Here is a 20766-nt window from a genome sequence, read left to right on the forward strand (position 1 = left end):
CGGACGATGCTGTATGCGCAAACACGTCTTTGCCGGCTTGCTGCCGCTATTGCTGGCGGGCCCGCTGGCGGCCCGGGCCCAGGCCAACACCACCCAGCCCTGGGGCACTTGGTTTATCGGCACCGTGATACTGCCGGGCACCGCCGACCACAAGCTGGGCGGCTACGCCGAAGCCCAGGCTCGCACCAACGGCGTGTTCAGTCAGTATTTCTACCACGAGCTGAAAGCCGGCGTGAGCTACGACATCGACCCTAATTTCTCGGTGCTGGTGGGCGGCGGCCGCTACGTCACGGCCGACTACCAGGACCTGAGCGCCGGCCCTCTGAACGTGGAAAAGCGCCTCTGGGAACAACTGACCCTGACGCAATTCTCGAAGCGCCTGAAGCTGGAGCACCGCTACCGCATCGAGCAGCGCTGGCTGGACTTTCGCAACGACAGCAGCGCGTTTCGGCAGCGGCTGCGCTATCGGCTCAACGCATTCTACCCGCTGAATAAGCCGACCATTGCGGCGGGCACCTGGTTTTTATCGGCTTACGATGAGATTTTTCTCAATCCCAAAGGGCCGACTTTTGAGCGCAACCGGGTGTATGGCGGCTTGGGCTACCAGCCCACGGCGCGCTTCATTCTGCAACTGGGTTTCGTGAACCAGGCCAACTACAACCTGCCGGCTTACCGGGCGGGCCAGTTCATTCCGCAGATAAACTCGGCCAAAAACAACCTCGTGCTGGCCGTGACCTACAAGCTGGCGCGCCGCTCGGCGGTGCCGGCCACTGAGCAGTTGCCCTCGCAGCAGGATTAGGAGCCGGGCGGCGTCTCCGGTTAATCCCTCTGCTGATAAAAAGGCCCGGCAACTACTGCCGGGCCTTCTGTTTTTGCGTAGAGCCCCTGACTCTAACGCAGAAAATTATGCCCAAAAAATCCGTAGCCGAAATCATTGTCGATACCCTTGTTGCCGCCGGCGTCCGGCGCGTCTTTGGCGTGGTAGGCGACTCGCTCAACGGCATCACCGACAACATTCGCACCCGCTCCGACATCGAATTTGTTGCCGTGCGGCACGAAGAGGGCGGGGCCTTTGCCGCTGGTGCCGAAGCCCACCTCACCGGCGACCTGGCCGTGTGCGCCGGCTCGTGTGGGCCGGGTAATACCCACCTCATCAACGGCCTGTATGACTGCCACCGCAGCCGCGTACCGGTGCTGGCCCTGGCCGCCCAGATTCCCAGCGTGGAAATCGGAACCGGCTACTTTCAGGAAACCCACCCTGAGCGCCTGTTCCGCGAATGCAGCCACTACTGCGAGCTGATTTCGGTGCCCGAGCAGGCCGTGCGCACCATCGAGAGCGCCGTGGCCGCCGCCCTGGGCCAGCGCGGCGTGGCCGTGGTGGTGCTGCCCGGCGACGTGGCCTACCTCGAAACCGAAGCGCCCGGAACCCTGCTGCCCACCCACGGCCGCCGCAGCACGTTGCGCCCCTCGGAAGCTGATATTCAGCAAGCGGCTGAACTGTTGAACGCAGGCGGGAAAGTCACTATTTTGGCCGGTATTGGCTGCGCTGGGGCGCTCGATGAGCTGGTGCATGCCGCCGCCGCGCTGCAAGCCCCCGTGGTGCACGCCCTGCGTGGCAAGGAGCACGTGGAGCCCGGCAACCCCTACGACGTGGGCCTGACGGGCCTGCTGGGCATGCCCGCCGGCTACCACGCCCTCATGGACGCCGATACCATCCTGATGCTGGGCACCGACTTCCCCTACCGCCAGTTTTACCCCGAAAAGGCCCGCGTGGTGCAGGTCGATATTCGCCCCGAGAACATCGGGCGGCGTACCCGCGTCGAAATCGGCCTGGCCGGCGACGTGGCCGACACCCTGCGCCAGCTGCTGCCTCACCTCACGCCGCGCACCGACCGCGCCCACCTCGAAGCAGCCCAGCAGCGCCACCGCGACGACGATGCCCACCTCGCCGAGCTGGCCACCGGCGACGCCGGCGATACCAGCCTGCACCCCCAGCACGTAGCCCGTTTGCTGGACGAAATAGCCGCTGAAAATGCCATTTTTACCTGCGACGTGGGCACGCCCACCATCTGGGCCGCCCGCTACCTGCACATGAACGGGCAGCGCCGGCTCTTCGGCTCGTTCGTGCACGGCAGCATGGCCAATGCCGTGTCGCAAGCCTACGGCGCGGCGTTGGTAGAGCCCGGCCGGCAGGTCATTGCCATGTGCGGCGACGGTGGCCTGGCCATGCTCCTGAGCGAGCTGCTGACCATCCGCCAGCACAAAATCCCGGTCAAAATAATTGTCTTTAACAACTCCGCCCTCAGCTTCGTGGAGCTGGAAATGAAGGCCGCCGGCATCATCGAATACGGCACCGAGTTGGACAACCCCGATTTTGGCGCGCTGGCCACTGCCGCTGGCCTGAAAGGCTTCCGCGTGAGCGACCCTGCCAACCTGGAAAGCGTGCTCCGCGAAGCCCTGGCCCACGACGGCCCCGCCCTGGTGGACGCCGTGGTGAAGCGCCAGGAGCTGAGCATGCCGCCCAGCATCGAGGCGAAGCAGGCGGCGGGTTTTGGCCTGTATGCGCTGAAAGCGCTGATGAACGGGCGCGGCAGCGAGCTGCTGGAAGTGGCGAAAACGAACCTATTCCGGTAGAACTACCGCGTGGCATGAAACCCAAAAGGCCCTGCTGCGTGTTAAATTTGGCCCTGCAACCCTAGCGGCGGCCGTTTCGCATCCATGACCAACAAAGAAATCAAAGCCCTAATCTCGCTGCTCGACGACCCGGAAATCGCGCCGCAAATCCAGGACAAAATTCAGAACCTGGGCGAGAGCATCATTCCTTTTCTGGAGGAATCGTGGGAGGAAACGCTTGATAGCCAGCAGCAGCACCGGCTCGAGGATTTGATTCACCACCTGCAGTTTGAGGGCCTGCAGCAGCGCCTCAAAGTGTGGCGCGAAGCCGGGGCCACCGACCTGCTCGAAGGCATGTGGCTGCTGAATACCTACCAATACCCCGATGCCGACTACCAGGCCCTGAACCGCGCCATTGAGCAGCTCCGCTTTGAGGCCTGGACGGCCCTGCGCCCCGACATGCACCCCGCCGACCAGGTGCAAACCCTGAACTACGTCATCTTCCGGCAGCACAAGTTTGCGGCCAACACCCAGCATTTCCACTCGCCAGCTAATTCCATGCTGCAGCGCGTGATTGAAACCAAGCGAGGCAACCCGCTTACGCTGTGCGTGATTTACTTGCTGGTGGCCCAGCGGCTCAATTTGCCAGTGTTCGGAGTGAACCTGCCTAACCTGTTCGTGCTCACTTTCCGCCCCGAGCTGCCGGGGGCCGAGCCGTTCTACATCAACTGCTACAACCGCGGCCTGGTGCTATCGCGCACCGACATCGAGCACTACGTGTCGCAGCTCAACATTACGTCGAACCCCATTTTCTACGAGCCCTGCTCGCACCTCGACATCGTGCGTCGCGCCATGCGCAACCTGCAAATGAGTTTCGAGCGCCTGCAGGAACCGGTGAAAGCGGCCGAAGTGGCGGTGTTGCTGAGCATTCTGGAGTAATAAAACAGTCGGGCGGGGGCACAAGCCCCGCACCCTACTGCGTTTTGTGTTGCAGAAGCGGCGTTTTGTATAGGCCCGCTGGGTTGGGCCGCCCGGACCTTTGAGGCATCAAAAAATCCTCAAAACCAACCCCAACATGACTACTGAAATCAAACGAGTAGCCCTCGGCAGCCAAGGGCTGGAAGTACCCGTGGAAGGCCTGGGCTGCATGGGCATGACGGCTGGCATCGACGGCATGAGCGTGTACGGCGAAGCCGACGAAACCGAAAGCCTGGCCACCCTGCACCGCGCCCTGGAGCTAGGCGTGAACCTGCTCGACACCGCCGACCTCTACGGCCCCATGCTGAACGAGCGGCTGGTGGCCAAGGTGCTGCCCGGCCGCCGCGCCGACATCATTCTGGCCACCAAATTCGGCTTCGAGGTGAGCGACGACGAGAAGTTCACCGGCAAGCTGAACGGCCGGCCCGAGTACGCCCGCAAGTCCATCGAACGCTCGCTGCGCAACCTGGGCACCGACTACGTGGACCTCTACTACCTGCACCGCCTCGACCCGAACACCCCCATCGAAGACAGCGTGGGCATGATGAGCCGCTTCGTGGAGGAAGGCAAAGTGCGCTACCTGGGCCTGAGCGAAGTGTCGGGCGACATCCTGCGCCGGGCGCACGCCGTGCATCCCATCACGGCCCTGCAAACCGAGTATTCGCTCTTCGATAGGGGCGTGGAGGAAACCGGCGCGCTGCAAGCCGCCCGCGACCTGGGCATCGGTTTCGTGGGCTACTCGCCGCTGGGCCGGGGCTTTTTGTCGGGCGATATCAAAACCCCCGACGACTTCGAGCCCAACGACTCGCGCCGCTGGTTTCCGCGCTACCAGGGCGAAAACTTCTACAAAAACCTGGCGCTGGTGGAAAAGCTGCAGGCCCTGGCCGAGGTCAAGGGCGTGACGGCCGCGCAATTAGCCCTGGCCTGGGTGCTGGCGCAGGGCGTGGTGGCCATTCCCGGCACCAAGCGCCGCAAGTACCTGGAGCAGAACGTGGCCGCTGCCGGCCTGGTATTGAGCCCGGTAGAGCTGGCCGAGCTGGAGGCCATCATGCCGGTGGGCAGTCCGGCGGGCGCAGCGTACCCGGAAGGATTTTAAAAGCACGAGTGCCCCGAATGAAAGTTCGGGGTACTCGTGCTTTCGGCAGTACTTGCGCCCGAATTAACCCCGTTTTTCATGACCAACTTCGTAGGCTGCCGCACCCTGGGAATAGCTGATGCCAACCTGAACCTGACGTTTCCACTGCTTGTGCTGTACCCCAGCCGCACGCCTGGCCAGCCCGAAACCGTTGGTCCCTACACCCTCGACGTGGCGCTGGATGCGCCCATCGAACCCGGCCCGTTCCCGCTGGTGCTGATTTCGCACGGCACCGGTGGCACGCCGCTCACGCACCGCCTGCTGGCGCATTTTCTGGCCCGCCACGGCTTTGTGGTGGGCCTGGTCCGGCACCACGCCAACCACCGCGACGACAATTCCTGGCACAACACGCCCGACAACCTCGTGGCCCGGCCGCGCCACCTCAGCCTGGCCATTGATGGGCTGCTGGCTGAGTTCGGAGGGGCGCTACGGCCCAATTGGGTGGCCCTGATTGGGCACTCGCTGGGTGGCTACACGGCGCTGGCGCTGGCCGGTGGGCAGCCCGGCACGCTCCCCCACGAGCACACGGACGGTACGCCGCAGCCCATCCCCGTGGTGGCCGATGCGCGGGTGCAGGCGTTGGTGCTGCTGGCCCCGGCCACCGTGTGGTACCGGGCGGCGAAGGCGCTGCGCAACGTGCGCGTACCCATTCTGCTCATGGTGGGCGAAAAAGACGAATGGACGCCCGATTTTCACGCCCAAATCGTGCTCAACGGCGTGGCCGACCGCCAGCAGGTGCAGCACCGCGTTGTTGCAAATGCCGGCCATTATTCTTTTTTCAGCCCGTTTCCGCCGGGGCGTACCGGCCCGGCCTTTCCGCCTTCGCAGGACCCGCCGGGGTTCGACCGGATGCAGTTTCAGGGTGAGATGCAAGCCGAAATCCTGCAGTTTTTGTTGGAGCAAATGGCCCTGCCCGCCACTGAGTGACCCTTAATTCAGCCATTCTCCATGAAACAGCCGTCCGCCGAAATCCGCGTGCTGGAGACCGTCACGGACTACACCCGCCTGTGCGGGCTGCCCGCGCCGGCTCATCCGCTGCTCACCGTCATCAACCTGGAGCAGACCCGGGGCAACGTGCTGCCCGAAAAGCTGACGCCGGTGCTTCAGCAGTTCTATACCGTCTGGGTCAAGAAAAACCTCAGGGGCAAGGTGCATTACGGCCATCAGTCCTACGATTTTGGCGAGGGCGTGATGGGCTTCCAGGCGCCCGGGCAGGTGTTTGCCATCGATGCCACGCTAGATATCTCCCAAATCAGTGGCTGGATGGTGGTGTTTCACCCCGACCTACTGCGCAAATACCCACTGGGCCAGAAAATCACCGGCTACGGCTTCTTTTCCTACGCCGTGCACGAAGCTCTGCATCTCTCGGCGCAGGAAGAAATGGCTCTAGATGCGCTGCTGGATAACATTCGGGCCGAGTACAGCCGGCCCATCGATGCCTTCAGCCAGGACGTGCTGGTATCGCAGCTCGACGTGCTGCTTAACTACGCCAACCGCTTCTACCACCGGCAGTTTCTCACCCGCCGCACGGTCGAGCACGACCTGCTGAGCCGCTTCGAAGCCCAGCTAACCAGTTATTTCACCGCCGATACCGAGCAGCCCCTGCCCACCGTGCAGCACTTCGCCGATGCCCTGCACGTGTCGCCCGCCTATCTCAGCGACATGCTGCGCACCCTCACCGGCCTCACCACGCAGCAGCACCTGCATCAGGCTCTTATCGAGAAAGCCAAACGCCTGCTGCTCACCACCTCGCTCACTATCAACGAAACCGCGTTTCAACTTGGCTTCGAGTACCCGCAGTATTTCACGCGCCTGTTCAAAAGCAAAACCGGGCTCACACCGGCGGCGTTTCGATTCTCTGCGCAATAAGTAGTCGCCTGTCATTGCGAGTGAAGCGCAGCGGAACGCGGCAATCCGTCCTGTCAACACCACACACTTTCTTCTACCAGAAAGCCCCGATACTTCGCAGTACTGGGGCTTTCTATCGTAGAAATAGCTTTGTCATAGCTCGGGGCTGGTCGCATTTGACATGACGGATTGCCGCGTTGCGCTCGCAATGACAGCCGATTACCAGCAATAGCAGGCGACAACTTACCGCTTAATCAAACACCCGGCGGCGCGCTTGTCGGCCACGCCGGCGGGACGGCCGGCCAGCACGTTTTCGAGTACCTGTTTCAAATAAGACTGCTGCACGCTGCTGGCTACCTGCGGGTTATCATCAATCGCGCCGCGGTAGCGGATGGCAAAACCACCAGCGGCGGGCTCCAGCACCACGGCCTCGGCGGTTTTGGTTACGCCGAGCAGGCCGGCCACCTGCTGGCTGGCATCGGTGAGGGTGGGCAGCTCGACTTCGCCGGGAGCGGCGGTGCCGGGCGCATCGAGGTTGATGGGCACGTTGATGAACAGAAACTGCACGCCCCGGCCGCGGTAAGTGCTGCTGAGCGAAGCCAGCCGCTCCTGGTAGAGGCGCGAAAAGGCACAGGCTGGGTTCAGAAACACCACCACCACGGCCTTGTTCTGGGCGTAGCTTTTCAGGGCTACGTCGGCGTTGGCGGCGGTTTTCAGGGTGAAATCGGTGACGGTGCCGCCGCCTTGGGCGCGGGCCACGCCCACGGCGAGCGTGACGGCCAGCAGGGCCACGGCGGTCAGAATAGAAATGCGACGGAAAGACATGGCGGTAAGGTAAGACAAAACGGCACGGCGCAACATACGCGCGGCTACCCGGCGGGTTCGTGGCAATACGTGAGCACGTAACCGGGTGCGGGTTGGGTATAGCAAATGCGGTGCCGCGTCTCGGCCCCGCCCAGCACTAACGTAGCCGGGATTTCGCCGGATGTTTGCGGATTAAATTCCTGAAGCAGCAGCTGTTGGCGAAAGATAATGCCGCGATGGGCCGCCAGCTTATACAAAGATTCTTTGGCGCTCCAGAGCAAGGTATAATGCGTGTCGGCGACGCCATCGGCGGTGGCGGCGCGGGCGTGCGCCCACTCGTTTTCGGCCAGAAATTTTCCGGCCAGCCGCTGGGCCTTGTCGCGAATAAGCTCAATATCGACCCCGGCGCGGCCACCCTGGGCCAGCACGGCCGCCGCCCATTCGCCGGAGTGCGACAGCGAGACCACCGCATCGGCGGGCGCGCCGGCCAGCCAGGGACGGCCGGTGGCGTCGTTCTGCACCAGGGTTTCTGGCGGCAGGGGCGTGGGCAATTCCCCGAACAGCGCGTGGACCAGTCGGCGGCCGGCCAGCCATTGGGCCTGCCGCCTAGCATCGGCTGTGGCGGGGAGCAGCGGCTGGTACGCCGCCGCATTGGGCAGGGCCGCCCACAGGTCCTCAGGCGTTTCGGTGAGGTGCCAGAGGCCCAGCACGGCGGTAGGGGAGAGGCGCTGGATGGAGTGCAGGGGCATGGTTGGCGAATGGGGAGCAGGAATCAGAGGGCGGAAGGCGTTTGTCATCCTGAGCGCAGCGAAGGACCTTTTCACGCAGGAATAAGTCGTTTCAACGTGTGAAGGTCCTTCGCTGCGCTCAGGATGACAAACGCTATTCAAGTACGACAATCGACTCCAAGCAAAGCTACCTTTGCGGCCCCGTTATGCCCGAAATATTCCGCCCGCCCGTTACCCGAATTGCCACTCTCGCTGGCCACCGCGATGCCGTATATGCCCTCACGGGCGGCCCCGCCAGCCGCGTTTTTTCCGGCAGCGCCGATGGCATGGTGGTGGGCTGGGATGCCGCTGAGCCTGAGCGCGACGGCGAGCTGCTGGCCCGCGTCGAGAATTCGGTGTATGCCCTGCGCCACCTGCCAGAGCTCGGTTTACTGGTGCTGGGGCACAACTTCCAGGGCATTCAGGCCATTGATTTAGGCCAAAAGCAGCTGGCCCACGCCACGGCGCTGCCGCCGGTGGCCATCTTCGAAATCGTGGTTTCGGGCAGCCGGCAGCGGGTTTATGCCGGCCTGGCCGATGGCACGCTGGCCGTGTTGCGTCTGCCCGATTTTCGACTTGAGAAGCTGTTGCGCATCACCGACAAAAGCCTGCGCACGCTGGCCCTGCACGAAGCGCGCGGCGAACTGGTCATTGGCAGTTCCGACCACCTCACCCGCGTGCTCGACCTGGATTCGCTGGAAACCAAATTCACGCTGGGCGAAAGCACCAATTCGGTGTTTTCGGTGGCCTTTTCGTCCGATGGTGCGCACCTGCTCACGGCTGGCCGCGATGCTCAGATTCGGCGCTGGAACGTGGCTGCCGATTACGCCCTGGCCGATACCGTGCCCGCCCATATGTACACCATCAACCACCTGGCATTTAGCCCCGATGGCCGCTACCTGGCCTCGTGCAGCCTCGACAAAAGCATCAAAATCTGGGACGCGGCCACGCTCACGCTGCTGCGCGTGCTCGACCGCGCCCGCTCGGCCGGGCACGGCACCTCGGTGAACCGGCTGGTTTGGCCGGGCAACCAAAACCGGCTAGTTTCGTGTAGCGACGACCGCAGCCTTGCCGTCTGGCAATTGGTAATGAAGAATGAGGAATGAAAAATGAGGAATTAAGCCAATTTAGGCTGTTTCCTACTGTTTTCCCCTCGCGTTAATTCTTCATTCCTCATTCTTCATTCCTCCTTGCAACAATGAAACTTACCGCCCTCGATATCCGCCAGAAAACGTTTGAAAAATCCTTTCGCGGGATTGATAAGGACGAGGTGCAGGCCTTCCTGACCACTATTTCGCAGCAGTGGGAGCGCATGGGCGACGAAAACCGTGAGCTGCGCCTCAAGCTCGAGCACGCCCAGCAGGACGTGCAGAAGATGCGCGAAGTGGAAAGCAGCCTCTATCGCACCTTGAAAACCGCCGAAGACACCGGCAACAACATCACTGAGCAAGCCCAGCGCGATGCCGACCTGCGCATCCGCGAAGCCCAGTTTCAGGCCGAAAGCATTATCAGCGAAGCCCGCCAGCGCGCCCGCGAAGTGGTGGACGGCGCTTATCAGCAGGCCGAAAAAACGGTATCCGACATGCAACGCGAAGTGGGCGGTCTGGGCCAGGAGTGCCAGCGCCTTGAGCAGCAGCTCGACGGACTCGTGCGCGACCTGCACCACCTGGCGTCCGATGCGCTGGAAAAAGTGGAAAAAGCCCGCAACCGGCCCAAAGGCGGCACGGCGGCCATCCTTTCGCGTGCGGCCCGCGTACAGGTAGAGCGGCCCAAGGAAGCCGCCGCCGAACCCACGCCCGAAACCCCTTCCGCCATGCAAGTCACTTCCACTGCCGCCGTTTCATCGGCCTCGGCTGTTGCTGCCGCCACGCCGGCTTCTTTCGCGCCCACGTCGTTGGGCCGGGCCGAAGAAGCGCTGGAGCGCGCCGCCCAAACCACCGGCTACAACCCCAAGCCCGGCCAGCAGCCCGACCCCGGCGCGCCCGCCCAAAACCCGCACCCCGAAATTGAGCGGCCCGGCGCCCCGGCCGAAAACCCCGGCATCTCGCCCGCCCCGCACATCGACCCGCCTGCGCCTTCGCAAGTGCCCGAGCCCAACCCGCCCTACGTGCAGCCGCCCTCGCCCGATATCCAGCCGGTGGCGCCCAACCATCCCGAAATCAACCAGCCCTCGCCCGTGACGCACCCCGGCCAGCCCGGCATGGCGTCCGCCACTCCGGCCGAAGCAGCGGTAGGGGAGAAGTCGTTTTTTGATGAAATCTAGACCGCTGATTTAACGGATTTGACGGATTGCGCAGATTCGGTCACCGGTAAAAGAAACAGGAAAGCCTACCCCTTGGGGTGGGCTTTCCTGTTTTACGAGGTAACCTTTGCACCACCGTTTTCATTGGTGCAGCCAAGGTACCGGCCACTTGCCGATATATACGCGGTGCGCATCCACCAATTCACGAACCTACCAATCCACCACATGGGCCAAATCGCACTCGAAGGGCTGGAATTTTTCGCCTTCCACGGCTACTATGATGAAGAGCAGAAAATCGGCAACAAATACGGCGTCGACCTCTACATCAAAACCGATTTGCTGGCCGCCGGCGAGTCCGATAAGCTGCAGCAGACGGTGAACTATGAGGTGCTGTACCGCCTCGTGGCCGAGGAAATGCGCGCCCCCGCCCGTTTGCTGGAACACGTAGCCCACCGCGTGCTCGACCGCATTACGGCCGAGCTGCCCGGCGTGCGCAAGGTGAAAATCAGCGTTAGCAAGTTCAACCCGCCGCTGGGCGGCATCTGCCAGCGCGCCCGCGTCACGCTAACGAAACGCCGGCAGCACGAGAACTAGCCCCTGCCCGATGTAGAGACGCATACTTGCGTCTCCCGTTGGCCAGTGCAAACCAAACCGCCTATGTTGGTTGAAAATTAATCGACTGTTTGACAGCGAATTGATATCGACAAGGGTGGGATTACGAAATAATTCGTAGATGTATCTTGCAACTACGAATGTGTTCGTATAATCTTTGTCTCATCCTACGAAATAATTCGTAGTAAACTCGTATCTTTCGACATGAGCAAAGCACCGCACCCCAAACCTACGGATTCCGAGTTGGAAATCCTGCATGTGCTCTGGCAGCACGGTCCCGCCACCGTGCGGGCCATCAACGACCACCTGAGCCAGCGCCGCCAGGCGGAGGTGGGCTACACCACCACGCTCAAGATTTTGCAGCTGATGCTGGAAAAAGCGCTGGTGCGGCGCGACGACGCCGACCGCAGCCACGTGTACCGCGCCGCGGTGCGCGAGCAGGAAACCCAGGGCTTGCTCCTCGACAAGTTTGTGGACGCCACGTTCGGCGGCTCGGCCCTAAAGCTGGTGATGCAGGCCCTGGGCAGTCGCCAGACCTCGGCCGACGAGCTGGCGCAAATCCGCCGCCTGCTGAATGATATTGAAATCCAAAACTCCACACCTAACTCCGACGACGATGACCACGCTTGAGCAATTCGTTTCGCCCGCCCTCACGCGGGCGCTGGGCTGGACCTTGCTGCATTCGCTGTGGCAGGGCGCGCTGGTGGCGGCCGTGCTGGCCGGGGCGCTGCTATTGCTGCGCCGGCAGCGGGCCGAAGTGCGCTACGCGGCCTCGGCCGGGGCGCTGGGCGTGGTGGTAGCGCTGGCCGGCATCACGTTTGGGCTGTATTTTACTTCAAGCCCGACGCAAGACGTATTGCTGCGCCCTGGTACGGTGAAAACGCAGCAGATTGTGCCGATGAAGCAAGCTGAGTCTCCGGCGGCGGGCGTTTCAGTCGCTTCGAAAGGAGTAGAAAAAGCGGTGACAACCGTCACCAATGCTGTAGAATTGCGCTCGGCGGCAACTCCTGCCGCAAGCTCAGCTGCCCATTCGTCCACGCCCGCTTGGCTAGCCACGGGCCTGCGGTATTTCGATAAAAACCTGCCACTGCTGGTGGTGGCCTGGCTGCTGGGCCTGCTGGCCATGAGCCTGCGCATGTTGGGCGGCCTGCTGTATGTGCAGCGGCTGCGCAACTACCGGGTGCGCCCGCTGCCGGCCGTGTGGCAGGAGCGGCTGGCCGCGCTGGCTGCCCGCAGCGGCGTGAAGCGGCCGGTGGCGCTGCTGGAATCTGCGCTGGTGCAGGTGCCGCTGGTGGTGGGCCACTTGCGGCCCGTGATTCTGCTGCCGCTGGGCACGGTGGCGGGCTTGTCGCCGGCTTGCCTGGAGGCAATTTTGGCCCATGAGCTGGCCCACGTGCTGCGCCGCGACTACCTCGTGAACCTGCTGCAAACCGTGGCCGAAGTGTTGTTTTTCTACCACCCGGCCGTGTGGTTTATGGCCAACTGCGTGCGCACCGAGCGCGAAAACTGCTGCGACGACACCGCCACGGCCCTCGTGGGCGGCGACCCGCTCCGGCTGGCCCGCGCCCTCACGGCCCTGGCCGAATGGAGCCAAAGTGCCGTGGTGCCCACGGCCCCACGCCTCGCCCTGGCCGCCATGAACCGGCCCGGAGCCCTGCTGATGCGGGTGCGCCGTCTGGTGCAGCGTCGCCCCGCTGCCCCCACCGTAGCCGAAGGCCTGATGGCTGGCGCGCTGGTGCTGGGCGGTCTGGGTCTGCTGGGCGGCAGCGTGGCCCTGGCCGGCCCGCTGGCCGATACCAGCCATGCAGCCAAGCCGGCCGCGTTCGACTGGCAAACCGGCCCCACGCCGTCCGCCAAAGCCGCTGGCGTGGCCGATACCAACAAGCGCGCCACCACTACCAGCACAACCACGACTACCAACGTAAGCACGCCCGGCCAGCCTACCGAAGTGCGCCGCGAAATCACGGTTATCAAGGACGAGGCGGGCCCGGCCGATGAGGACTCGCGGAACGATGACGGCCGCCCCCCGCGCCGGAAGCGTGAGCAGCGCCGCGTTATCATCAACGGCCAGGAAATGGGACCTATGCCCTTCCCCGGCAACCCCGGCACGGTGGTGGTGACCAAGGATAAAAAGGGCCGTCTGACGGACCTCGTGGTGAATGGCCAACGCGTGGAGTCTGCCATTGGCAAGCCCAAGAAAGGGAAGGGCCAGCAGGTGGAAATCATTCAGATGGCGCCGGCTCCTGACATGCGAGGCTTTGCCTTCCGCACCGATGACGGCGACATGGAGCGGCACATGGAGCGCAACCTGCGGCGGAAAGTGGAAGCGGAGAAGGAGTTCAAACGCAACTTCAACCGGAATTTTCAGTTCGATTTCCCGGGCATGAACGGGCCGATGAATGGCGCGTTCCGCATGGCCCCCGGCGGGTCGATAAACCGCGTGTATCGCCTGAAAACCCTCAACGGTGGCCAGGACCCCGAAACCAGCCGCGCTACTCTGGATGCCCTGCGCGGAGCCGAGCGCGGCCTGCGCACCGCTGCTGCCACCAAGGGCCTGAGCGCCACCCAGCGCAAGGAAATCAACCGGGAGCTGGAGAAAGTGCGCGTGCAGCTGAAGCAGGCCGAGAGCACGGCCTCATCGAGCCGGCAGCTGCGCATGAATGGCGACCAGGACCCCGAAATGCGGGTGCACCAAAAGCTGATATTAGAGCACAACCAACTCATGCAGGAGCATCAGCAGGAAATGCAGGAGCGCCGGCAGGAAATCAAGGAGCGCATTCGCGAGTCGCAGGAGGAAATGCAGGACCTGGAACAGACTGACCGGGACCGGGCCATGGCCGAACGGGACCGTGACCGCGCCGACAACGACCGCATCCTGGCCGAACGGGACCGCCGCCAAGCTGACCGTGACCGCGCCCAGGCTGACCGCGACCGTGCCCGGGCCGACCGTGACCGCGACCGCGCCGAGCGGGACCGCAAGCTCAATGAGGGCCTGATTGACCAGCTGCAAAAGGATGGCCTCATCAAGGACAAGGACAATTTTCAGCTGCGCCTCACGCCCACCATCATGACGGTGAACGGCAAGGACCAGTCGGCCAAAGTGCGCGACAAGTACCTGAAGCTGTTTGCCGAAGCCAACGGCCGCACGCTCAGCGGCAACGATGCCATCGTCATTCGCCGCAACGGCCGCAGCGACACCAGCTTCAACATGAGCCCGGGGCCGCGCCCGCCCCGGCCGCCGCGTGCCCCTCGGGCCCCATTGGCCGCCCCGCCGGCCCCGCCGATGATGGATTTGCCGGCCCCTCCCGCGCCACCGGCCCCGCCCCGCGTCGACACGGAAGAGCTGCGGAACGAGCTGCGCAAGGACGGCATTCTTGGTGCGAATGAGAAAAACCTCCAGTTCCAGCTCAACAACTCGGGGCTGACGGTGAACGGCAAAAAGCAGTCGGATGAGCTGGCGGCTAAGTACCGCAAGCTCACCGGCCACGCCGAGGACAAAAAGTTTAACATGACGATTTCGACCCAGGAATAGGGGAGAAGGAAACGCAGAAAAGCCGGTTTTTCTCGGGAGAAACCGGCTTTTTTATGCCCGTTTATCTCGCTGTTCCCGGCAAAATTGCCCGCCGGCAAGCAACTATCTCACTTCATTCAGCATCTCTTCGCCCCTCCGAAAGCTATTCTGTTTCGGACGAATACTATGCGTTGTTTTTTACTGCTTTGTTGGTTGAGTCTGTTTATTGGGGTGGCCCAGGCCCAGAAAGCGCCGGTCGCTACCGATGCGGCCCGGCCGGCCCCCAAGCGCCAGCTTCAGGCCACGCGCATCAGCACCCCGCCCAAGCTCGACGGGCTGCTGGATGAGGCCGTATGGCAGTCGGCTCCCATCGCCACCAATTTTTACGAGCTGGAGCCCACGCCTGGCCCCGTCGAAAAACACCCCACCGAAGTGCGCGTGCTCTACGACGATGCCGCGATTTACGTGGGCGCCATCATGCACGACGTGTCGCAGGATTCTATTTTTCGGGAGCTGAGTGCGCGGGACAATATTGGCAATTCGGACTGGTTTGGGGTGTTTTTCGATACCTACAACGACCACCTGAACGGCTACGAATTCATCCTGACTTCGGGCGGGGTGCAGCTTGATGCCCGGCAGTCGCCCACCAACGGCGAGGACGGCTCCTGGAATGCCGTGTGGGACTCGCGCACTGCCCTGCGCGGCAACGACTGGATAGCCGAAATCCGCATTCCATACTCCGCCATTCGCTTCAGCAAGGCCCCCGAGCAGGTGTGGGGGCTGAACTTTGGCCGGCAGCGGCGCAGCTCCCGCCAGAAATTTTTCTGGAACGAAGTGAAGCCGCAGGTCGACGGTTTTGTGAACCAGTGGGGCGAGCTTACCGGCCTGCGCGACCTAAAGCCGCCGCTGCGCCTCTCGCTCACGCCCTACGTGTCGGCTTACGTAAACCATTACCCCTACAACGAGCAGGGCAAGCAGAACACCACCACCACCTTCAACGGCGGGGCCGACGTGAAGTGGGGCATCAACGAAAGCTTCACGCTGGATGCCACGCTGGTGCCCGATTTCGGCCAGGTGCAGAGCGACAACCAGGTGCTCAACCTCTCGCCCTTCGAGGTGCAGTACAACGAAAACCGGGGCTTTTTCACCGAAGGCACCGAGCTGTTCAACAAGGGCGGCCTGTTCTATTCGCGCCGGGTAGGGGCGCAGCCGCTGGGCTTTGGCAGCGTGGATGGCCAGCTGCGCACCGGCAGCACTGACCAGGACGGCAAGCGCCACGCCGGCGAGTTCATCGTGCAGAACCCCGGCATCACGCGCCTGCTCAACGCCACCAAAGTCTCGGGCCGTACCAGCAAAGGGCTGGGCGTGGGCATCTTCAACGCCATCAGCAACGACGTGTACGCCACCGTGCAGGACAGCACCACCGGCCAGCGGCGCGACATCCTCACCCAGCCGCTGAGCAACTACAACATCGTGGTGCTCGACCAGAGCCTCAAAAACAACTCCTACGTGAGCCTGGTGAACACCAACGTGACGCGGGCCGGCGCCACCTACGATGCCAACGTGACGGGCGGCCTCTTCCGCTTCGCCACCAAAGCCAACACCTACGCCCTCGACGGCCGCGTGGTGTACTCGCGTCGGCGCGGCAAAGCCTTTGGCACCACCGACGAAATCGACGACCAGAACGGCTACAAGTACTACCTGGCCTTCAACAAAATCTCGGGCAATTTTACCTGGGGCCTTGACCACGGCATCGAATCGCACAGCTACAACCCCAACGACCTCGGCCTGCTCTTTGCCAACAACAACATCTCGCAGTCGCTCTACGCCAACTACAACATCTACAAACCCTTCTGGAAGGTTAACAAGCTCATTACCTACGCCAGCGCCTCGTATTCGCGCCTGGAGCAGCCCAATCTGTACCAAGACATGGGCCTGTACGCGGGCGGCAACACCACTTTTACCAAAAACTTCCTCACCACCGGCATCAACCTCGACGCCGCGCCCCTCACCCGCGACTACTTCGACCCGCGCCGTGCGCCGCTGGGCAAATACTACGTGCGCAAGCCCGCCACCTTTGGCCTGAACGGCTTTTTCTCCTCCGATTACCGCAAGAAATTCGCCTGGGACCTCAACTACAGCTTCCGGCACTTTGCCGCCGACGGCGACCGCACCGGCCGCAGCAGCTACTCGCTCACGCTCGGCCCGCGCTACCGCGCCAGCAACCAGCTCAGCTTCGTGTACTCCATCGGCTACGCCATTGCCCGCAACCAGATTGGCTACGCCGGCGGCCTCGATACTTCTGACTCCACCGATGCGCCCGTGTTTCGCCGCTTTGGCGGCGACCAGGGCGACGTGCTGCTGGGCCGCCGCCACGTCACCACCTTCACCAACACCGCCACGGCCACCTACACCTTCACCAACCGCATGTCGTTCAACATCCGCCTGCGGCACTATGTGAGCAACGTGCACTACCGCGACTTCTCCCGCCTGCACCCCGATGGCCTCGAAACCCCCGAGCCCGCCTACGACCGCAACCGCGACAACACCTTCAACGCCTTCAACATCGACGCCGTCTATTCCTGGTGGTTCGCGCCCGGCTCCCAGGTCAGCATCGTCTGGAAAAACGCCGGTGCGTCCTTCTTCGAAGCCAACGCCGCCACCCCGCTCTATTTCGACAACTTGAATAACACCATCAACACCCCACACAATAACTCCGTGTCGGTGAAAGTGCTGTACTATCTGGATTACCTGGCCCTGCGCCCGCGGCGGGGGTAGAGGGCGGTTGGACTACCGTTGCAATTCGGCCAGTAGCCACGCCCGCGCATCCGGCCCGGCGGTTTGGGCTACCACGTCCAGAAATGCGGTGGTAGTGCTCACCTGCCGGGCCGCCGTGGCCGCCAGCACTTCTACAAACCGCGTTGTGCCCAAGCGGGCGTGCAAGGCCGCCAATATCATTGTGCCCTTGTTGTAGATGACGCGGCGGTACATCGGGTAGTCGTATTTGGTGCGGTCGAACCCCAGCAGGGGCGGGGTGCCGGCGATGGTGGCAGCGCGTTTGGCCAGCTCGGCGCGGTAGCCGGCGGTATCGCCGCGGGCTTGCAGGTAGAGTAGGCTCGAATACGTGGCGAAGGCCTCATTCAGCCAGTCATTTTCGTCGTGCACCGAGCCGTAGCCCCACCACTTATGGCTGATTTCGTGGGCCAGAATCAGCAAGTCGCCCCGGTCGGCCGTGTTAAACTCTGAATAGGTGATGACCGTGGCATTGGCCAGTAGCCCAAAGGCGTCGCGGTTGGTGCCCGGCAGAAAAACCGTGAACCCCTTAATCGAATCCTGCCGCCCGATGGTGCGGTTGTAGAAGCCGATAATGCCCGCCGCTTGGCGCAGCAGCACCGAATCGGCCCGCGCCAAGGCTGGGCCGGCCTTGGCCACACCCACCAACGGCCGCGCCCGTGCCTGAGCCTGCGCAAAATGTGGCCCCACCAACGCCGTGATTTCAATGGCGCTGGTGCGCCCCCGAAACGTCCAGCGCCCCGGCCCATGCTGGTGTGGGGCCGTCGTGCTCAGCACCTGGTAGCCGGGCGGGGTGCGCACGTCCAGCGCGTAGCGCACCGGCTCGTACTCGCGCCGGGGCCGAAACGGCAGCCAGCCCGTGTGCCCGCTGAGCTCCATCACCTGCTCCGTGAAAAACTTCTCGGTCAGCACCCCGGAATAGGTGAGCGTGATGCGCCGGGCGTGGTGGCTGCGGGCCGCGTAGCGCACCTGCACGCACTGCACGGTATCAGCGAAGAAGGGATAATATACCCGCGCCACGCGCTGCTGCCGGGCCCGCGGCGCCTGCACGCGCTCGATGCGAAAGCGGCGGTCCAGGTGGAGGGCCAGGGTGGTGGCGGTGTCGTCGGCTGGCACCGTGAGCGTGTAGCGACAGGTGAAGGCGTGCGTTTCGGGCAGCACCCGCACCTGTAGCTGCACCACTGGTTCCGGCTGGAGGGCCCAGGCATTGCTGAAGAAGCCCAGAAAAAGCAGCAGCAGAAAAAACTTCATGTGTGGCAGAAAAGCGGTGGAAAAGGTCTGGCAAGCTACGGACAATCAGAAATAGGGGACCGGCCGGCGAATTTTGCGCAGGGCCCAGTGCCCCCGGCCGCGTAACTAACGCGTTGTTCATGGACCAGGCCGGACCTTTGCCCGCGTACCATCCGCCACTCCCCGTGCCCGAAGCCTCCTCACTCTACCAACGAATCCTCACCTGGCTCGACCAGCGCATCATTCGCCGCCTCTACACCGAGCGGGTGCGCAAGCTGATTCTGCAAAGCCTGCCGTTCTGGCTGGCCTCGTTTCTGGTGGGATTGATGGCCGTGGGCTACGAAAAGCTGTTTGTGTGGGCCGAGCAGCTCAGCTTTAGCTGGCTCCGGCAGCAGCCGCTGCTGGCGTTCGGGCTCACGCCGCTGGCCTTTTTGCTGGCCTGGTGGGTGGTGCAGCGGTGGGCCCCGGCGGCACGGGGCAGCGGCATTCCGCAGGTAATGGCCGGCATCGAGCTGTCGAACCCCATCCACCACACCCGCACGGTACACCTGCTGGGCTTGCGCGTGGCCATCGTGAAGGTGCTGAGCAGTGTGGTGCTGCTGCTGGGCGGCGGCGTCATCGGCCGCGAGGGGCCCACTATTCAGATTTCGGCCGCCATTTTCCGGGCCATCAACCGACTCCAGCCCGCCAGCTGGCCCCAGCTCTCGCGCCAGATTGCCCTGGTCACGGGCGGCGCGGCCGGGCTGGCCGCAGCTTTCAACACTCCCTTGGGCGGCATCGTGTTTGTGGTGGAGGAACTGACCCAGATTCACCTGTCGCGCTTCCGCATGGCCGTGTTCACGGCCGTTATCATCGCCGGGCTCACGGCGCAGCAGTTTTTGGGGCCGTACCTCTACCTCGGCTACCCCAAAATCACCTCGCCCGGCGGCTGGTTCACGGCCACCATCATGCTGGTGGCTGTGCTGTGCGGGCTGGCCGGGGCCGTGTTTGCCAAAACCCTGCTCTGGTTGGGAAATTTTCGTAAGCGCTTTGTTTCGCTCCCCGCCCAGGCCGGCTGGGTGCTGGGCTGTGGGCTGCTGTTGGCCGCCCTGGCCTACGCCGTGGGCGCGGATGGCGTGGGCACCGGCAAGCCCATCATCAACCGGTTGCTGTTTCAGAACGATGGCCTCACGGCGTGGTACCTGTTCCCGGCGCGCTTTGTGGGCATGGCCCTGAGCTACAGCAGCGGGGGCGCGGGCGGCGTGTTTGCCACTTCGCTCAGCGCCGGAGCCCTGCTGGGCGATGGCATTGGCCGGGTGCTGGGCGTGGCCGTGCCCGACCGCAACCTGCTCATTCTGGTGAGCATGGTGGGCTTTCTCACGGGCGTGGTGCGCTCGCCCTTCACGGCCGCCATCCTGGTGCTCGAAATGACGGACCGCCACGGGGCCATCTTCCAGCTGCTGCTCGGCGGCCTGCTGGCCCAGGGCATTGCCGCCGTGGTCGACCGCCATTCGCTCTACGAACACCTCAAAACCGGCTTCATCCGCGAAACCCTCGACCAGCGCCGCGAACCCGCCACCTCGCTGTTCTACGAGATATAAGCGGCCGTTCAGACCCTAAAACCACGCAAACCGTTCGGAATCGGGCACCTGCCCGGCTTCGAACGGTTTTTTGCGTTTCTAAACAGCGGTTTGTTGAGGTATGATTTTGATTTTTAGTGAATTGAAAGAATGGCATGGTGATGGAAGTTAGTATAGCGTCCCCGGGTCGCTACCGTTCGAAACCGGACACCGGCCGTGGGACACTACCTCCATTCTCCACCTTTTTTCGCTTGTTAACATGAACTTCTCCGCTCACTTCCGCCCCGCCTTTCTCGTCCTGACCGCCATGGTCAGCTTCGCCGCTCAGGCCCAGCAGCCGCAGCCCGTGCAGGTTACCCAGCCCGATGCCGCCAGCCTGCGCGTTCGCGTCTACAGCGCTTTCAGCCGGCCCATTTCCATGCGGGTCGAAAACCTGAGCACCGCCACCACCATCCTCAACGAAACCCACCGCTTGCCCGCATACGGTACACGGCTCAAGTTCAACACCCTGCCCAGCGGCCGCTACGCCCTTACCCTCCGCGTGGGCCCCGACCGCTACCGCTACACCATCCAAGTAGAGAACAAAGCCCCTGGCGCGGCCACCATCGCCGTGCGCGAAACCACCACGCACCGCGTCGAAAACGGCCTGGCCGCGCTCTAGCCGGCCCTGGCCC

General features: G+C 63.3%; 17 protein-coding genes. 14 read left to right on the forward strand and 3 right to left on the reverse strand.

All coding sequences use genetic code 11. From position 1 onward, the window contains the following. Positions 1-13 precede the first annotated feature (13 nt). From I7X13_RS09350 to I7X13_RS09375, 6 genes are all read left to right on the forward strand, one after another. The gene (locus I7X13_RS09350) at positions 14-799 is read left to right on the forward strand and encodes a DUF2490 domain-containing protein (protein ID WP_198067775.1); all 786 of its coding nucleotides are present in this window, start codon (positions 14-16) and stop codon (positions 797-799) included. A gap of 107 nt (positions 800-906) precedes the next feature. Further along, positions 907-2634 carry a ubiquinone-dependent pyruvate dehydrogenase gene (poxB, locus tag I7X13_RS09355; protein WP_198075274.1) on the forward strand — a complete coding sequence of 576 codons (1728 nt, stop codon included), beginning with the start codon at positions 907-909 and terminating at the stop codon, positions 2632-2634. Between the two features lie 84 nt (positions 2635-2718). Then, complete coding sequence (locus I7X13_RS09360) at positions 2719-3552, forward strand: transglutaminase-like domain-containing protein (protein ID WP_198067777.1); 834 nt, start codon at positions 2719-2721, stop codon at positions 3550-3552. 136 nt (positions 3553-3688) lie between these two features. After that, positions 3689-4687, forward strand: coding sequence for an aldo/keto reductase (locus tag I7X13_RS09365; RefSeq protein WP_198075275.1), 999 nt, complete (start codon positions 3689-3691; stop codon positions 4685-4687). Between the two features lie 78 nt (positions 4688-4765). Beyond that, positions 4766-5653, forward strand: a complete 888-nt coding sequence (locus I7X13_RS09370; RefSeq protein WP_198075276.1) for an alpha/beta hydrolase family protein — start codon at positions 4766-4768, stop codon at positions 5651-5653. 21 nt (positions 5654-5674) lie between these two features. Then, positions 5675-6595 (forward strand): helix-turn-helix domain-containing protein, encoded by a 921-nt coding sequence (locus I7X13_RS09375; RefSeq protein ID WP_198075277.1) that lies wholly within the window; start codon positions 5675-5677, stop codon positions 6593-6595. Positions 6596-6817: 222 nt separating this feature from the next. Here the strand turns inward: I7X13_RS09375 and I7X13_RS09380 are convergent, their stop codons facing one another. After that, entirely contained in the window at positions 6818-7399 is a 582-nt protein-coding gene (locus I7X13_RS09380) for a redoxin domain-containing protein (RefSeq protein ID WP_198067781.1), read from the reverse strand. A gap of 44 nt (positions 7400-7443) precedes the next feature. Next, on the reverse strand, positions 7444-8127 hold the full coding sequence (locus I7X13_RS09385; protein ID WP_198075278.1) for a 4'-phosphopantetheinyl transferase family protein: 684 nt from the start codon (positions 8125-8127) through the stop codon (positions 7444-7446). A 185-nt stretch (positions 8128-8312) separates the two neighbouring features. Between I7X13_RS09385 and I7X13_RS09390 the strand changes: the two genes are divergently transcribed. The 6 genes from I7X13_RS09390 (at position 8313) to I7X13_RS09415 (ending at position 17288) form a co-directional block, all read left to right on the forward strand. After that, entirely contained in the window at positions 8313-9251 is a 939-nt protein-coding gene (locus tag I7X13_RS09390; protein ID WP_198075279.1) for a WD40 repeat domain-containing protein, read from the forward strand. 92 nt (positions 9252-9343) lie between these two features. After that, positions 9344-10408 (forward strand): DivIVA domain-containing protein, encoded by a 1065-nt coding sequence (locus I7X13_RS09395; protein ID WP_198075280.1) that lies wholly within the window; start codon positions 9344-9346, stop codon positions 10406-10408. A gap of 204 nt (positions 10409-10612) precedes the next feature. Continuing rightward, positions 10613-10981: a dihydroneopterin aldolase gene (folB, locus tag I7X13_RS09400; RefSeq protein WP_198067785.1), complete on the forward strand. Its 369-nt coding sequence runs from the start codon at positions 10613-10615 to the stop codon at positions 10979-10981. Positions 10982-11203: 222 nt separating this feature from the next. Continuing rightward, on the forward strand, positions 11204-11629 hold the full coding sequence (locus tag I7X13_RS09405) for a BlaI/MecI/CopY family transcriptional regulator (RefSeq protein WP_198067786.1): 426 nt from the start codon (positions 11204-11206) through the stop codon (positions 11627-11629). After that, positions 11616-14531, forward strand: coding sequence for a M56 family metallopeptidase (locus tag I7X13_RS09410; protein WP_198075281.1), 2916 nt, complete (start codon positions 11616-11618; stop codon positions 14529-14531). The genes I7X13_RS09405 and I7X13_RS09410 overlap by 14 nt, the downstream gene beginning before the upstream one ends. Positions 14532-14723: 192 nt before the next feature. Then, entirely contained in the window at positions 14724-17288 is a 2565-nt protein-coding gene (locus tag I7X13_RS09415; protein ID WP_198067788.1) for a DUF5916 domain-containing protein, read from the forward strand. A gap of 12 nt (positions 17289-17300) precedes the next feature. On the opposite strand, the gene I7X13_RS09420 is transcribed toward I7X13_RS09415, so the two are convergent. After that, positions 17301-18554 (reverse strand): M1 family aminopeptidase, encoded by a 1254-nt coding sequence (locus I7X13_RS09420; protein WP_198075282.1) that lies wholly within the window; start codon positions 18552-18554, stop codon positions 17301-17303. Between the two features lie 164 nt (positions 18555-18718). Between I7X13_RS09420 and I7X13_RS09425 the strand changes: the two genes are divergently transcribed. Further along, a complete protein-coding gene (locus I7X13_RS09425) occupies positions 18719-20113 on the forward strand; it encodes a chloride channel protein (RefSeq protein WP_317191556.1) in 1395 nt (464 codons plus the stop codon). Positions 20114-20351: 238 nt separating this feature from the next. After that, positions 20352-20753, forward strand: coding sequence for a hypothetical protein (locus I7X13_RS09430; protein ID WP_198075284.1), 402 nt, complete (start codon positions 20352-20354; stop codon positions 20751-20753). The last annotated feature ends 13 nt before the right edge of the window (positions 20754-20766 follow it).

It is taken from the genome of Hymenobacter negativus, from assembly GCF_016056375.1.
GTDB classification, from domain to species: Bacteria; Bacteroidota; Bacteroidia; order Cytophagales; family Hymenobacteraceae; genus Hymenobacter; species Hymenobacter negativus_A.

Coding starts and splice junctions, on each gene's coding strand:
- I7X13_RS09350 (WP_198067775.1), top strand. CDS start 14: ATGCGCAAACACGTCTTTGCCGGCTTGCTGCCGCTATTGCTGGCGGGC.
- poxB (WP_198075274.1), top strand. CDS start 907: ATGCCCAAAAAATCCGTAGCCGAAATCATTGTCGATACCCTTGTTGCC.
- I7X13_RS09360 (WP_198067777.1), top strand. CDS start 2,719: ATGACCAACAAAGAAATCAAAGCCCTAATCTCGCTGCTCGACGACCCG.
- I7X13_RS09365 (WP_198075275.1), top strand. CDS start 3,689: ATGACTACTGAAATCAAACGAGTAGCCCTCGGCAGCCAAGGGCTGGAA.
- I7X13_RS09370 (WP_198075276.1), top strand. CDS start 4,766: ATGACCAACTTCGTAGGCTGCCGCACCCTGGGAATAGCTGATGCCAAC.
- I7X13_RS09375 (WP_198075277.1), top strand. CDS start 5,675: ATGAAACAGCCGTCCGCCGAAATCCGCGTGCTGGAGACCGTCACGGAC.
- I7X13_RS09380 (WP_198067781.1), bottom strand. CDS start 7,399: ATGTCTTTCCGTCGCATTTCTATTCTGACCGCCGTGGCCCTGCTGGCC.
- I7X13_RS09385 (WP_198075278.1), bottom strand. CDS start 8,127: ATGCCCCTGCACTCCATCCAGCGCCTCTCCCCTACCGCCGTGCTGGGC.
- I7X13_RS09390 (WP_198075279.1), top strand. CDS start 8,313: ATGCCCGAAATATTCCGCCCGCCCGTTACCCGAATTGCCACTCTCGCT.
- I7X13_RS09395 (WP_198075280.1), top strand. CDS start 9,344: ATGAAACTTACCGCCCTCGATATCCGCCAGAAAACGTTTGAAAAATCC.
- folB (WP_198067785.1), top strand. CDS start 10,613: ATGGGCCAAATCGCACTCGAAGGGCTGGAATTTTTCGCCTTCCACGGC.
- I7X13_RS09405 (WP_198067786.1), top strand. CDS start 11,204: ATGAGCAAAGCACCGCACCCCAAACCTACGGATTCCGAGTTGGAAATC.
- I7X13_RS09410 (WP_198075281.1), top strand. CDS start 11,616: ATGACCACGCTTGAGCAATTCGTTTCGCCCGCCCTCACGCGGGCGCTG.
- I7X13_RS09420 (WP_198075282.1), bottom strand. CDS start 18,554: ATGAAGTTTTTTCTGCTGCTGCTTTTTCTGGGCTTCTTCAGCAATGCC.
- I7X13_RS09430 (WP_198075284.1), top strand. CDS start 20,352: ATGAACTTCTCCGCTCACTTCCGCCCCGCCTTTCTCGTCCTGACCGCC.